A 14,429-nucleotide genomic window follows, 5' to 3' on the forward strand; every position below is an offset into this window, starting at 1 on the left:
CGATCTATCAGACATTTAGCCCGTATGGCCGCCAGGCCAGGAGTCAGTCGGCCGTCGGCTCCGGGAGTTCGCGGACGACGAAGGTGCCGCGGGCGGGGACGGTGATCGTGAGGCCCTTGTCGCGCAGGATCGCCAGGGCGCGGCGCACGGTAATGGTGCCCGCGCCGAAGTCGTGCGCCATCTTCATCTCTCCCGGCAAGCGGGTCCCGGGCGCGTAAGTACCTGTACGGATGCGTCGCTCGATGATGTTGGCGAGCTGCACGTAGTGGTAGTCGATGCCCTCGGGGTCAATCTTGTCCGTCACGGAAGCGACCGTAATAGGTCGACCACAGCCATGCAGTATCAGTATCGATCAGTAGCGGTCGTCCGCTTCTTACCGCATCAAGACGCGGCTACCTTCAGCAACGTAAGACCCCCGCGACGGGCCAACGTCCGGGGGCGTGGTCAACGCCCAACACAGGAGCGCCGACATGACCGACCTTATCCGCCGCGCCTACACGTGGGCGCGGCTTCGCCGCAGGCGGCTCGCCCTCGTTCTCGCCGCCGATTACGGGATCGATCTCGACCGGCACGTACGAGGAGCAGCCACGTGAACGACGCGCCCGTCCCCCACCGCCCCGTCCGTATGTGCGTGTGGTGCGAGGTGATCACGCACGAGCCCGTGCTCGTCGCCGAGGTGCACCAGGGCACCGGGCCCGGCTTCAACGTGTACGCGTGCCCGCAGTGCGCCGAGTGCGCTCAGCCGGACCCGACGGAACAGCCCCCGAGGCGGCTACCGTGAGGGGCGAGCACGAGCCATGGAGGCAGCATGTCCGCGAACCCGGTCGAGGCGTCCGACTTCAATCTGCCCGAGACCATGACCTGGGAGGAACTCCAGGAATTCCCGGACGACGTCGCCGAGGGAGTCGAGCTGTGGCAGGGCCGGGTCGTGTGGAACAGGCGCGGCCCGATGGAGCACCAGCGGGCGGCCCGGCGCCTGTGCAACGCGTTCGAGACCGGCGCCCGCCGTGCCATGCGGGAGGAGACCGACGACCCGGCACGACTGTGCTGGCAGGTCGAGGTGGAGACCAACGCCTTCTTCACGCGCGACAAGTCCAGCTTCCTCACCCCCGACTTCCTGGTCCGCCGCTGCCTGCCGCGCGGCGCCGACACCTTCACCGACGACACCGTGCTGGTCGGCGAGGTGCTCTCCGACTCGGACAGGGGCAAGCGCCGGGAACGGAAGATGGACCGGTACGCGGAGGCCGGCATCCCCTGGTACTGGGAGGTCGAGCTGGACTCCGGAGGGACCTGGGACATCACATCGGTGCGGGCGTACGAGCTGGTCACCGTCGACCAGGCCGATCTCGCGGTCAAGTTGCTGCGCCCCATGATCTACGGACTCGCCGGCGAGTGGGAAGCGGACGGCCCCGGTATCGAGTTCCCCGAACCCTTCCCCCTCAGCGTCAGCTGGGAGGACCTCGCGTTCTGAGCGACCCTGAGCGACCCTGAGCGACCCTTGTCGCCGACCTACCCGTCTGCTTGACTCCGGCGCGCGTGCCGATCGTGAGCGAGCGAACGACGGAGGGACGGACGACCGATGGAAATCACCCGTAGACGTCTGCTGAGTGTGCTCGCCGCGAGCGGGGTGCTGGCCGCGATTCCCACGCGGTGGGCGGGCGCCGCCGAACTCGCCGCCGGTACCGGGCAGTTGCTCGCCAATACGGTGGCCATGTTCGCCGGCACCGCCGAGTCCAACGCCCGTAAGGAGACCGCCGCCAAGCTCGCCGCGATCGAGAAGACCGCGCGCGCGAACCTCGCGGCGATGGATGCCGCGAGCGGGGACGGTGAGCTGTTCAAGGGGCTGCCGCTCGGCACCAGCGACCCGAATCTCAACACCACGTTCCAGAAGGTCTACGAGATCGCGCTCGCGACGCGGACGGCGTCGGGCATCCCCCGTGACCGGGTGGTCGACGCGCTGACGTGGCTGCACGAGAAGTTCTACGGGGACCAGTCCAAGGGGTACTACGGGAACTGGTTCACGTGGGAGATAGGCATCTCGCAGTCCGTGAGCCGGACGCTGGTGCTGCTGGGTGACGCCGCGTCAGCGGACCTTGTGCGTACGTACATCGACTCCATGGACGCGTATCTGCGCAACGGCAAGGACGGCGACGTCGACCTCGACTCGCGCTTCCACACCGGGGCCAACCTCGCCGACATCACGACCAACCGCATCCTCCAGGGTGCGCTCACGGGTGACGAGGGGCGCATCCGTAAGGCGCTCACCGATCAGCTGACCGTCTTCGCGACCGTCGACCCGTACAACCTGCGGCACGGGGTCACGGACGGGCACTACGCCGACGGGTCCTTCATCCAGCACTCCTCCGTCGCGTACACGGGCTCGTACGGGAAGGGGCTGCTCACGCGGGTCATTCAGACGCTGAAGCTGCTGGACGGGACCGGGTTCGCGTACGGGGACGAGCTGGTGCCGACCGTGCGGCGGTGGGTGCGGGACGGGTTCGCGCCGCTGATCTTCGAGGGCTGGATGATGGAGGCCGTGAAGGGGCGGGCCGTGTCCCGGACGGGGAGCGGGTACGCGGACACCGCCACGGTCGTCGAGGCCGTCGTCGATCTCGCGTCCCTGTCGGAGGGGGACGCGGCGCGGGAGTTGAAGGGGTACGTGAAGCATCTGCGGGAGGCGTCGAAGGCGGAGCTCGATCCGACGGGGTTCGTCTCGCCGCTCAGCATCGTGCGGTACGCGGATGTGCTGGCGGACTCCGACGCCCGTCCCGCCGATCTCAATCCGGCCGCGCGGTCGGTCGCGTTCAATGCCATGGACCGGACGGTGCATCGGCGGCCCGGGTACGCGTTCGCGATCGCGCGGAGTTCCCAGCGCATCAGCAAGTACGAGTACATGAGTGGCGAGAATCTGATGCCGTGGTTCCAGGGGGACGGGGCGCACTATCTGTATTTGTCCGGGGAGGATCAGGCGGGCGCGTACGGGGTCGATTACTTCACCACTGTCTCGCCCTATGGGCTCGCGGGGGTCACCGCGCCCGTCGAACGGCGGGGAACGGTACCGGAGTTGTACGGCGGCAAGCTCTTCTACGACAACCCGGACCACCCGCTGAACTTCACCGCGTCCAGCGAGTCGCAGAACAAGTACGTGTACTTCCCGACCGCCACGCAGGCGTACTCGGGCGGGGCGGTGCTCGGTGGGGTGTACGGGGCCGTGGGGTGGGTCGCCTCCGACGATGTGCCGTGGCGGGACAAGGCGGCGGGGCTGCTGCCGGACGACTTCGTGGCGTACCGCTCGGCGCGGGCCACCAAGTCGTGGTTCCTGCTGGATGAGGAAGTCGTGGTGCTCGCGGCGGGCGTGGGGGACGCTCCCGGCGGTGGGCGGGCGGTGACGACGACCGTCGACGCGCGGGTCGCGCCTGCCGGGGATGCCGTGACCGTGGCCGAGGGCGACGGGTGGGTGCGGTGGGCGGACGGGACGCGGGGCACGGCCGTCGGATACGTGCGGCTCGCCGGGCCGGAGGCGAAGGCGCGGCTTGAGACGGTGACGCGGAGTCGGCGCGTGGTGCGTACGTCGAACCCGGACACGGCCGTGACCCGGCAGGTGTTCTCGCTGGTGGTGGAACAGGAGGCCGGGGCCCAACCAGCTTCATTTGCTTATGTGTTGCTGCCTAACGCGTCGGAGGCGGCGGTGCGCGCGTACGACGGTGTGCGGGTGCTCGCGAATACGGTGCGGACGCAGGCCGTGCGGCATGACGGGCTCGGGCTCGTCGCCGCGAACACCTTCACCGGCGGCGCGCACCGGGTGGCCGGGCTCGATGTGGACGGTCCTGCGTCCGTGCTCGTACGGCGGGTGGGCGGGGACGTGACGGTCGCCGTGTCGGACCCGACGACCGGGCGGGACACGGTGGGCGTCGTGCTGCGGGGGCAGCGGCTGACGCGGGTCGCGGGGGACGAGGCGGTGCGGGTGAGTGCGGTGCCGGGCGGGACGCGGCTCGACGTGGACACCCACCACGCGTACGGCCGCAGCTTCACGGTCACGCTGCGGGGGCGCGAGGACGGCTGATATCAACTTCTGTAGCAGACACGGAAGTTGATGCGGGAGATGACGAGCGGGGGCTCTGACACATGCGGGCGAGACGGATGATTCTGGCTGTGGCCGGTGCCGTGGTACTGACGGCCACGACGGCGGCGTGCGGCGGCTCGGGCGGGGGTGGCGGCGACCGGGGCCCGGCATCCAAGGCTCCCGAGGAGACACCCAAGGAGTCGGCCGCCCAGGCGGCCGGGCCGCTGGACCGGGCCGGGGCGAAGCGGGCGTTGATCGGGGAGGCGGACGTCGGGTTCGGGTGGAAGATCGCACCGAAGGACGACGTCGAGGACCAGAGCAAGGACAAGAAGGACGACGACTCGTCCGTCACCTCCGACGACGCCGAGTGCCAGGCGGCGTACCAGGGAACGAAGGAGGACGACCTCGGGGCCGCTCCCCCGAAGACGGCGGCCTGGTGGGGCGCCACCAAGGGAGACGCCTACTCGGACGAGGCCTCGCGCTCCGTCTTCCACATGGTGTTTCCGCTCAAGGACGCCCAGCGGGCCGAGGACCTCACCGCGAAGTGGAAGCAGTACGCGGAGGCGTGCAACCTCAAGGAGCTGAAGGAGGACGACATGGACCGCACCCTGGCGATCACGAAGCTGTCGACCCCTTCGTACGGTGACGACAGCTCCGCCGTGCGCATGGAATCCTCCGACGGCATGTCGACGATCGACACACTCCTCGTACGCAAGGGCGCCAACCTGTCGTACCTGACGATCTCGACGTTCAGCATCAACGACGACGCGAACGTCGAGCCCGACGACAAGCTCACGGAGAAGCTACTGAAGTCCGCCGCGGAGCGGCTGGACGCGGCAGTGCGCTGACGGCCCTACTCGTCGGCCTCCAGGTCGCCCTCCGTCTCCAGGTACACCTGGCGGAGGGCCTCAAGGGTCTGCGGGTCCGGCTTCTCCCACATGCCGCGCGACTCGGCTTCGAGGAGGCGTTCCGCGATGCCGTGCAGGGCCCACGGGTTGGCCTCGGAGAGGAACTGGCGGTTCGTCTCGTCGAGGACGTACGTCTCGGTCAACTTGTCGTACATCCAGTCGGCGATGACGCCGGTCGTGGCGTCGTAGCCGAAGAGGTAGTCGACGGTCGCGGCGAGTTCGAAGGCGCCCTTGTAGCCGTGGCGGCGCATCGCCTCGATCCACTTGGGGTTCACCACGCGGGCGCGGAAGACGCGGGAGGTCTCCTCGACGAGGGTGCGGGTGCGGACCGTCTCGGGCCTGGTCGAGTCGCCGATGTACGCCTCGGGGGCCTGGCCCCGCAGGGCGCGCACGGTGGCGACCATGCCGCCGTGGTACTGGAAGTAGTCGTCCGAGTCCGCGATGTCGTGCTCGCGGGTGTCCGTGTTCTTGGCGGCGACGGCGATGCGCTTGTAGGCCGTCTCCATTTCGGAGCGGGCCGCCTTGCCCTCCAGGCCGCGGCCGTACGCGTAGCCGCCCCACACCGTGTAGACCTCGGCGAGGTCGGCGTCCGTGCGCCAGTCCTTGGAGTCGATGAGCTGGAGGAGACCGGCTCCGTACGTTCCCGGCCGTGAGCCGAAGATGCGGGTGGTGGCGCGGCGTTCGTCGCCGTGTTCCGCGAGGTCCGCCTGGGCGTGGGCCCGTACGTAGTTGTGCTCCGCCGGCTCGTCGAGGGAGGCCGCGAGGCGGACCGCGTCGTCGAGGAGGCCGATGGTGTGCGGGAACGCGTCGCGGAAGAAGCCGGAGATGCGGAGGGTGACGTCGACGCGGGGGCGGTTCAGCTCCTCGTACGGGATCGGTTCCAGGCCGGTGACGCGGCGGGACGCGTCGTCCCAGACCGGGCGGATGCCGAGGAGGGCCAACGCCTCCGCGATGTCGTCGCCGGCGGTGCGCATGGCGCTGGTGCCCCAGAGGCTCAGGCCCACGGAGGTGGGGTACGCGCCGTCGTTGTCCTGCTGGTAGCGGGTGAGGAGGCTGTCCGCGAGGGCCTGGCCCGTCTCCCACGCGAGGCGGGACGGGACGGCCTTCGGGTCGACCGAGTAGAAGTTCCGGCCGGTCGGCAGCACGTTGACGAGTCCGCGCAGCGGGGAGCCGGACGGCCCTGCCTGGACGAAGCTTCCGTTCAACGCGCGGACGGCGTTGGCGAGTTCGTCCGTCGTGGCACCCAGCCGTGGCACGACTTCACGGGCGGCGAAGTCGAGAATCGCGGCGACGGGATCGATCCCATCAGGCCCCTGCGCCGGTTCCGGCAAATCAAGCCCCTGCGGCGATTGAGCAGCGGGGTCCGGGGCGGAGCCCCGTGACGTGAGGGCGGACGACGCCAACACTTCCGGTACCGCCGACGGAGTCCAGCCCGCGGACTCCATCGCCTCGACGAGGGCCCGCGCCACACCCTCCGCCTCGTCGGCAGACGTCCGCGTCGCCGCCGACTCGTCCAGGCCCAGCGCCTCCCGCAGACCGGGAAGCGCCTGGGAGCCGCCCCAGATCTGGCGGGCGCGGAGGATCGCGAGGACCAGGTTGACCCGGGCCTCGCCCTCGGGAGCCGCACCGAGCACATGCAGACCGTCGCGGATCTGCGCGTCCTTGACCTCGCAGAGCCACCCGTCGACGTGCAACAGGAAGTCGTCGAAGCCGTCGTCGTCGGGGCGGGCCTCCAGGCCCAGGTCGTGGTCGAGCTTGGCCGCCTGGATCAGCGTCCAGATCTGGGCGCGGATGGCAGGCAGCTTCGCCGGGTCCATGCTGCTGATCTGGGCGTATTCGTCGAGGAGTTGTTCCAGGCGGGCGATGTCTCCGTAGGAGTCGGCGCGCGCCATCGGCGGGACGAGGTGGTCGATGAGCGTGGCGTGGACGCGGCGCTTGGCCTGCGTGCCCTCGCCGGGGTCGTTCACCAGGAAGGGGTAGATCAGGGGGAGGTCGCCGAGCGCCGCGTCCGGGGCGCACGCCGCCGACAGGCCCGCGTTCTTGCCCGGCAGCCACTCCAGGTTGCCGTGCTTGCCGAGGTGGATCATCGCGTCGGCGCCGAAACCGCCGTCGTTCGTCGAGGCCGCGATCCAGCGGTACGCCGCCAAGTAGTGGTGGGACGGCGGCAGATCGGGGTCGTGGTAGATCGCGATCGGGTTCTCGCCGAAGCCGCGCGGCGGCTGGATGAGGATGAGGAGATTGCCGCGCCGCAGGGCGGCCAGGACGATGTCGCCCTCGGGGTTGCGGCTGCGGTCGACGAACATCTCGCCGGGCGGCGGGCCCCAGTGCCGCTCCACGCTGTCGCGCAGCTCCTGCGGCAGCGTCGCGTACCAGCGCTTGTAGTCGGCGGCCGGGATGCGCACCGGGTTCTTCGCGAGCTGCTCCTCCGTCAGCCACTCCTGGTCGTGGCCGCCCGCATCGATGAGCGCGCGGATCAGTTCGTCGCCGTCGCCGGAGGCGAGGCCGGGGATCTCGGCGGGGTCCCCGAAGTCGTAGCCCTCGTCGAGGAGTCGGCGAAGGAGCGAGACCGCCGATGCCGGGGTGTCGAGGCCCACCGCGTTGCCGATCCGCGAGTGCTTCGTCGGGTACGCGGACAGGACGAGCGCCAGCTTCTTGTCCGCCGCCGGAATGTGCTTGAGGCGTGCGTGGCGCACCGCGATCCCGGCCACGCGGGCCGCCCGCTCGGGGTCGGCGACGTACGCCGGGAGCCCGTCCTCGTCGATCTCCTTGAAGGAGAACGGGACGGTGATCAGGCGGCCGTCGAACTCCGGCACCGCGATCTGGCTGGCGGCGTCCAGCGGGGAGACGCCCTCGTCGTTCTCCTCCCAGTCGGCGCGCGAGGAGGTCAGGCACAGGGCCTGGAGGATCGGGACGTCGAGCTGGGTGAGCGCGCCCGCGTCCCAGGACTCGTCGTCGCCGCCGGCGCCGGCCTCGGCGGGACGTGTGCCGCCTGCGGCGAGGACCGTCGTCACGATGGCGTCGACCGGGCGCAGGGCGTCGATCAGTTCCGGTTCGGGGGCGCGGAGCGATGCGACGTAGAGGGGGAGCGGGTGGGCGCCGGCGCGTTCGATCTCGTCGCAGAGGGCGTGGACGAAGGCGGTGTTGCCGCTCATGTGGTGGGCGCGGTAGTAGAGGACGGCGACCGTGGGGGTGTGGCCGTCCGTGGTTGACGACTCGGGGCTCTGCCCCGGACCCCGCGCCTCAATCGCCGGCGGGGCTTGATCTGCCGAGGCGGGATTTCGCGACGCGCGATTGAGTGGGCCCCACGTCGGTGCCGCCTCCGGCGGTTCGAAGCCGTGGCCGGTCAGGAGGACCGTGTCGGAGAGGAAGCGGGCCAGGTGGTCGAGGTTGGTCGGGCCGCCGTGCGCCAGGTACTTGTGGGCCTCGGCGGCGATGCCGACCGGCACCGTGGATGTCGCCATCAGCTGGGCGTCGGGGGCCTGTTCGCCGGTGAGGACGACCAGCGGGATCCCGGCGGCGAGCAGCCGGTCGATGCCGTCCTGCCAGGCGCGGACGCCGCCGAGGAGGCGTACGACGACGAGTTCGACGCCGTCGAGGAGGCCGGGCAGGTCCGTCTCCACGTCGATACGGGAGGGGTTCGCGAAGCGGTAGGCGACCGGGGCGTCGGCGGCGTTTGCCGCGCGGGCGCTGAGCAGGTCGGTGTCCGACGTCGACAGGAGCAGGAGCTGCTGGGGCATGCGGCGTCTGGCCTTCCTCGGGGTGTCCGCGCCCCGGGTGGTCGTAATGACGGCGGGAGTTCCTGGCTCACTCCGGTGTTGCGGAGTTCACAGTGGCGGGACCGCGCCGGATTCACACCGGGCTTCCTCCCCATTGCCGTCGATGGCACGCTCATCGTACGGGTCCTGGCAGCGGGCCGGTACGCGATGCCGGTCACTGGCCCATGGGTATGCTCCCCGGCATGTCCCCCTCCCCCATATCCCCCGGTACCGGCACGTCCGGCGACGCCTGCCCCGGGGCTTTGCGTCTGCACAGCGCCGATGACGGGTTTCTCGCGCGCGTGCGGATTCCCGGCGGGGTGCTGAGTGCTCGGCAGGCGCGAGCACTTCGTGATGCGGCGGGGCGGCTCGGGGACGGGATGCTGCACCTTACGTCGCGGGGGAATGTGCAGTTGCGAGGGTTGCGGGACGGGTGCGGGAGTGAGCTCGCGGAGGTGCTCGGCGGGGCCGGGCTGCTGCCGTCGGCGGCGCACGAGCGGGTGCGGAACGTGGTGGCTTCGCCGATGTCCGGGCTTGATGGGCGCGGGTTCGTGGACGTACGGGAGTGGTTGACCGGGCTTGACGCGGCGTTGTGTGCGAGTTCCGTCACGCCGGGGTTGTCGGGGCGGTTCTTGTTCGCGCTCGACGACGGGCGGGGGGATGTGGCCGGGCTCGGGGCGGATGTGTTGGTGCGGGGGGTGGCTTCGGGGGAGGCGGAGGTTTGTGTCGGGGCGGTGCGGGTGCGGGTGCCGTACGAGTGGGGGGTGCGGGTTGCCGTTGGCGCGGCGGAGGGGTTTGTTGCGGTTGCCCGGGGGGTTGGGGGGCGGGTGTGGCGGGTTGCGGATCTGGGTGCCGCGCGGCGGGAGTTGGAGGAGCGTGTGCTCGGCCTCCCGGGGTTGCGGCCGCGGGGCTCCGCCCCGGACCCCGCGCCTCAAACGCCGGCGGGGCTTGATGTGCCCACCCGCTCGCACACGTCTCGGGGCTCCGCCCCGGACCCCGCGCCTCAAACGCCGGCGGGGCTGGATTTGCCCACCCGCTCGCACACGTCTCGGGGCTCCGCCCCGAGCCCCGCGCCTCAAACGCCGGCGGGGCTGGAAAGAACTCGGGGCTCCGGCCCCGTGTTTACGGTGCCGCTCGGGGTGCTCGGGCCCAAGCAGTGGGGTGCGCTGGTCGACGTGGCGCGGCGGCTGCCGGAGCAGGAGCTGCGGTTGACCCCGTGGCGCGGGGTCGTCGTGCCGGGGGCCGGGCCCGCACACGCCGCGGAACTGACCCGTACCGGGCTCGTGGCCGACCCCGACTCACCCTGGACCCGCGTAGCGGCCTGCGTCGGGCGGCCCGGCTGCGCGAAGGCGCACGCCGACGTGCGGGCCGAGGCCGCCGCACGGATCGACGAAGCGCACCCCGAACTCCCCACCTACTGGTCCGGCTGCGAACGCCGCTGCGGCCACCCCGCCGGCGACTACGTCGACATCGTGGCCCGCCCCGACGGCGGCTACACCACCAACTTCCCCCACCACACCGAGAGTTGAGAGCGAACGTGTTCGACTACGAGAAGGACGGCGCGGCGATCTACCGCGAGTCCTTTGCCACGATCCGCGCGGAGGCCGCGGACGGACTCGCGGCGCTGCCCGCCGACGTCGCCCAGGTGGCGGTCCGCATGATCCACGCCTGTGGGCAGGTGGATCTCGTACAGGACATCGGTTACTCGACCGGAGTCGTGGCGAAGGCGCGGGCCGCGCTGCGGGCCGGCGCGCCCATCCTCTGCGACGCCCACATGGTCGCCAGCGGCGTGACGCGCAAGCGGCTGCCGGTCGACAACGACGTCGTCTGCACGCTGCGTGAGCCGCGAGTACCCGGTCTCGCCGAGGAGTTGGGGACCACGCGCAGCGCCGCCGCGCTCGAACTCTGGCGGGACCGGCTGGACGGCGCGGTCGTCGCCATCGGGAACGCGCCCACCGCGCTCTTCCACCTGCTGGAGATGATCGCGAAGGGCGCGCCCAAGCCCGCGGCCGTGCTCGGCATCCCCGTCGGCTTCGTCGGCGCCGCCGAGTCGAAGGACGCCCTCGCCGCGAACGAGTCGGGCCTCGACTACCTGGTCGTACGAGGCCGTCGAGGCGGCAGCGCGATGACCGCAGCCGCACTGAACGCGATCGCGACCGAGGTGGAGATCCAGGCATGAGTGACACCGGAAAGCTCTATGGCGTCGGGCTCGGGCCCGGTGATCCGGATCTGATGACCGTCGCGGCCGTGAAGGCGATCGCCGGCGCGGACGTCATCGCGTACCACTGCGCGCGCCACGGGCGTTCCATCGCCCGCTCGATCGCCGCGGAGCACATCCGTGAGGAGCAGATCGAGGAGCGGTTGATGTATCCGCTGACCGTCGAGACCACGGATCATCCCGGCGGCTATCGCGGTGCGCTCGACGACTTCTACGAGGAGGCGGCCGCCACGCTCGCCGCGCATCTCGACGCGGGGCGCACGGTCGCCGTGCTCGCCGAGGGCGACCCGATGTTCTACGGCTCGTACCAGCACATGCACAAGCGGCTCGCGGAGCGTTACGAGGCCACCGTGATCCCCGGCGTCACCTCCATCAGCGCGGCGGCCGCCCGGCTCGGGCAGCCGCTGTGCGAGGACAAGGAGACGCTGACCGTCATCCCCGGCACCCTCGACGAGGACGAGCTGACCGCGCGGATCGCCGCCGCGGACTCGGCGGTCGTGATGAAACTGGGGCGTACGTTCACCAAGGTGCGGGCGGCGCTGGAGAGTTCGGGGCGGCTCGACGACGCGCGGTACGTCGAGCGGGCGTTCATGGCGGGTGAGCGGACGGGCGCGCTGGCCGATGTCGATCCGGCGTCCGTGCCGTACTTCTCCGTCGCCGTGCTGCCGTCGCGGGTCGACGCGGAGCCGGCGGTCGCGCCCGGCCGGGGCGGGGTCGTGGTCGTCGGGACCGGTCCCGCGGGTGCGCCCTGGCTGACGCCGGAGTCGCGCGGCGCGCTGGCCGCCGCCGACGACCTGGTCGGCTACACCACGTACCTGGACCGGGTTCCCGCCCGGCCCTGGCAGCGCCGCCACGGCTCGGACAACAAGGTGGAGTCGGAGCGCGCCGAGATGGCGCTCGCCCTGGCGCTGCGCGGGCGCCGTGTCGCGGTGGTGTCCGGGGGCGACCCGGGTGTCTTCGCGATGGCGACGGCGGTGCTGGAAGTCGCCGCGGAGGAGCGGTACGCGGAGATACCGGTGCGGGTGCTGCCCGGGGTGACCGCCGCGAACGCCGCCGCGGCGAAGGCGGGGGCGCCGCTCGGGCACGACTACGCGACGATCTCGCTGTCGGACCGGCTCAAGCCGTGGGAGGTCATCGCGGAGCGGTTGCGGACGGCTGCCGCCGCGGATCTGGTGCTCGCGCTCTACAACCCCGGGTCGCGGAGCCGTACTTGGCAGGTGGGGAAGGCGCGGGAGCTGCTTCTTGAGCTGCGGTTGCCGGATACGCCTGTGGTGCTGGCGCGGGATGTGGGCGGGCCGGAGGAGAGTGTGCGGGTCGTGCGGCTGGCGGAGCTCGATCCGGAGGTGGTCGACATGCGTACGTTGCTGATCGTCGGGTCGTCGCAGACGCAGGCGGTGGTCCGGCCGGACGGGACCACGGTGGCGTGGACGCCGCGCCGCTACCCGGAGACCTGACCCGCCGTTACGGCCCCGGGGCTCCGCCCCGGACCCCGCTCCTCAAACGCCGGAGGGGCTGGAAATGCCGAACCGGGGTTGCGGTGGCGAGTTTTCGAGCGGTGGGTGAGTAAATCAAGCCCCTGCGGCGCTTGAGCAGCGGGGTCCGGGGCGGAGCCCCGAGGCGTGGAGCCAGGTGGCCGCATCGGGGACGGTGGCCGCTACCGGGATTCCGGAGGGGACGGGTGGGCGGCGGACGAGCACGACCGGGATACCCGCTTCCCGCGCGGCGACCAGTTTCGGGGCCGTGGCCGCGCCACCACTGTCCTTCGTCACGAGGACGTCGATGGCGTGGTCCGCGAGGAGCGCGCGTTCGCCGTCGAGGGTGAACGGCCCCCGGTCCAGCAGCACCTCCATGCGCGGCGGAAACGGCGGCTCGGGCGCGTCCACGGACCGTACGAGGAAGTGCGCGTCGTCGACGTCCGCGAACGCCGCCAGGCCCATGCGGCCGGTCGTGAGGAAGACCCGGTCGAAGCCGCGCAGCGCCCCCGCGGCCTCCGCGAGGGAGGCGACCTCACGCCAGTCGTCCCCCGCACCCGGCACCCAGCCGGGCCGCCGCAGCGCGAGCAGGGGAACATGGACGGTGGCGGCGGCCTCGGCCGCGTTGAAACTGATCGTCTCGGCGAAGGGATGGGTGGCATCGATGATCGCGTCCACGGCGTGCGCGCGCACCCACTCCGCCATCCCCGCCGCCCCGCCGAACCCGCCGATCCGCACCTCGCCGACCGGCAGCCGGGGCTCCGCGACGCGCCCCGCGAGCGAACTCGTCACCCGCACACGCGGGTGCAACGCCTCGGCCAACCGCCGGGCCTCGGTCGTCCCGCCGAGAATCAGCACGTGCTGCGGCATCGGGGAGCTCCATGAGTGGTGAGACGGCGGCGAAGGGTGGACGCGGAGCCCAACTCAAGCACACCGGGCTGCGGCCCGGATGGACGACCGGGGCCTGTGCGACGGCCGCGACCACGGCCGCGTACACGGCGCTGCTGACCGGCGAGTTCCCCGACCCGGTGACCATCACGCTCCCGAAGGGGCAGACGCCGGCCTTCGCGCTCGCGGTCGAGGAGCTGGCCGGGGTCACCGCCACCGCCGGGGTCGTCAAGGACGCGGGCGACGACCCGGACGTCACGCACGGCGCGCTCGTACGGTCCACGGTGCGGCGCCTCCCGCCGGGGTCCGGTGTGGTGTTCAGGGCGGGGCCCGGCGTCGGCACGGTCACCCGCCCCGGGCTACCCCTGCCCGTCGGGGAACCGGCGATCAACCCCGTCCCCCGCGAGCTGATCCGTACGCACATCGAGCGGGTGGCGGCGGCGCGGGGCGTCCCCGGCGACGTAGAGGTCACGATCTCCATCGATCACGGCGAGGAGATCGCCCGGTCCACGTGGAACCCGCGGCTCGGCATTCTCGGCGGGCTGTCCGTGCTGGGGACGACCGGGATCGTCGTGCCGTACTCGTGCTCCGCGTGGATCGACTCCATCCGGCGGGGCGTCGACGTGGCGCGCGCCGCGGGGCGTACGCATGTCGCGGGCTGCACCGGGTCGACGTCCGAGAAGACCGTCGTGCGCGAACACGGGCTGCCCGAGGACGCGTTGCTCGACATGGGCGATTTCGCGGGCGCCGTCCTGAAGTACATCCGGCGCCATCCCGTGGACCGGCTGACCATCTGCGGCGGCTTCGCCAAGCTGTCGAAGCTGGCGGCTGGGCACCTGGATCTGCACTCGGGGCGTTCGCAGGTCGACAAGGGGTTCCTCGCCGAACTCGCCCGGCGCGGCGGGGCGTCCGAGGCGCTCGCCGCCGAGGTGGCGGACGCCAACACCGGCCTCGCGGCACTGCAGTTGTGCGCGGCGGCGGGGGTGCCGCTCGGCGATCTGGTCGCGGCGACGGCCCGCGACGAGGCGCTCGCGGTGCTGCGCGGGGCGCCGGTCGCGGTCGACGTGATCTGCATCGACCGGGCGGGGAATGTGGTGGGGCGCGGGTAGCCGCTCCCCCAGTGGT

Annotated in this window: 12 protein-coding genes and 1 riboswitch; of the genes, 9 read left to right on the top strand and 3 right to left on the bottom strand. The window is 71.6% G+C overall.

Features of this window, described 5'->3' with window-relative positions; translation table 11 throughout:
• Positions 1-43: 43 nt before the first annotated feature.
• Positions 44-304 (bottom strand): winged helix-turn-helix domain-containing protein, encoded by a 261-nt coding sequence (locus tag RBJ65_RS12760; protein ID WP_306318368.1) that lies wholly within the window; start codon positions 302-304, stop codon positions 44-46.
• Between the two features lie 166 nt (positions 305-470).
• Here RBJ65_RS12760 and RBJ65_RS12765 point away from each other — a divergent pair, with 166 nt between their 5' ends.
• The 5 genes from RBJ65_RS12765 (at position 471) to RBJ65_RS12785 (ending at position 4,911) form a co-directional block, all read left to right on the top strand.
• A complete protein-coding gene (locus RBJ65_RS12765) occupies positions 471-593 on the top strand; it encodes a hypothetical protein (protein WP_306318367.1) in 123 nt (40 codons plus the stop codon).
• Entirely contained in the window at positions 590-781 is a 192-nt protein-coding gene (locus RBJ65_RS12770) for a hypothetical protein (RefSeq protein WP_306318366.1), read from the top strand. Before RBJ65_RS12765 ends, RBJ65_RS12770 begins: the two co-directional genes overlap by 4 nt.
• 27 nt (positions 782-808) lie before the next feature.
• Entirely contained in the window at positions 809-1,471 is a 663-nt protein-coding gene (locus RBJ65_RS12775) for a Uma2 family endonuclease (protein ID WP_306318365.1), read from the top strand.
• Between the two features lie 108 nt (positions 1,472-1,579).
• Positions 1,580-4,063, top strand: coding sequence for a polysaccharide lyase family 8 super-sandwich domain-containing protein (locus tag RBJ65_RS12780; protein WP_306318363.1), 2,484 nt, complete (start codon positions 1,580-1,582; stop codon positions 4,061-4,063).
• An 89-nt stretch (positions 4,064-4,152) separates the two neighbouring features.
• The gene (locus tag RBJ65_RS12785) at positions 4,153-4,911 is read left to right on the top strand and encodes a hypothetical protein (RefSeq protein WP_306318362.1); all 759 of its coding nucleotides are present in this window, start codon (positions 4,153-4,155) and stop codon (positions 4,909-4,911) included.
• Positions 4,912-4,916: 5 nt separating this feature from the next.
• Here the strand turns inward: RBJ65_RS12785 and cobN are convergent, their stop codons facing one another.
• Entirely contained in the window at positions 4,917-8,708 is a 3,792-nt protein-coding gene (gene cobN / locus RBJ65_RS12790) for a cobaltochelatase subunit CobN (protein ID WP_306318361.1), read from the bottom strand.
• Positions 8,709-8,743: 35 nt separating this feature from the next.
• Positions 8,744-8,876: riboswitch (cobalamin riboswitch) on the bottom strand.
• Positions 8,877-8,929: 53 nt separating this feature from the next.
• On the opposite strand from cobN, the gene cobG reads away from it, so the two are divergent.
• Genes cobG through RBJ65_RS12805 form a run of 3 tightly spaced genes read left to right on the top strand, consistent with a single transcriptional unit; the run spans position 8,930 to position 12,398 of the window.
• Positions 8,930-10,255, top strand: a complete 1,326-nt coding sequence (gene cobG, locus RBJ65_RS12795; RefSeq protein ID WP_372342328.1) for a precorrin-3B synthase — start codon at positions 8,930-8,932, stop codon at positions 10,253-10,255.
• 8 nt (positions 10,256-10,263) lie between these two features.
• The gene (locus RBJ65_RS12800) at positions 10,264-10,905 is read left to right on the top strand and encodes a precorrin-8X methylmutase (protein ID WP_306318359.1); all 642 of its coding nucleotides are present in this window, start codon (positions 10,264-10,266) and stop codon (positions 10,903-10,905) included.
• Positions 10,902-12,398 carry a precorrin-2 C(20)-methyltransferase gene (locus tag RBJ65_RS12805; RefSeq protein WP_306318358.1) on the top strand — a complete coding sequence of 499 codons (1,497 nt, stop codon included), beginning with the start codon at positions 10,902-10,904 and terminating at the stop codon, positions 12,396-12,398. The genes RBJ65_RS12800 and RBJ65_RS12805 overlap by 4 nt, the downstream gene beginning before the upstream one ends.
• A 114-nt stretch (positions 12,399-12,512) precedes the next feature.
• Here RBJ65_RS12805 and RBJ65_RS12810 read toward each other — a convergent pair whose 3' ends face one another.
• A complete protein-coding gene (locus tag RBJ65_RS12810; protein ID WP_306318357.1) occupies positions 12,513-13,286 on the bottom strand; it encodes a cobalt-precorrin-6A reductase in 774 nt (257 codons plus the stop codon).
• A gap of 11 nt (positions 13,287-13,297) precedes the next feature.
• On the opposite strand from RBJ65_RS12810, the gene RBJ65_RS12815 reads away from it, so the two are divergent.
• Positions 13,298-14,413 (top strand): cobalt-precorrin-5B (C(1))-methyltransferase, encoded by a 1,116-nt coding sequence (locus RBJ65_RS12815; protein ID WP_306318356.1) that lies wholly within the window; start codon positions 13,298-13,300, stop codon positions 14,411-14,413.
• The last annotated feature ends 16 nt before the right edge of the window (positions 14,414-14,429 follow it).

Origin of the sequence: Streptomyces sp. KL109B (assembly GCF_030766935.1) — a bacterium.
GTDB lineage: Bacteria > Actinomycetota > Actinomycetes > Streptomycetales > Streptomycetaceae > Streptomyces.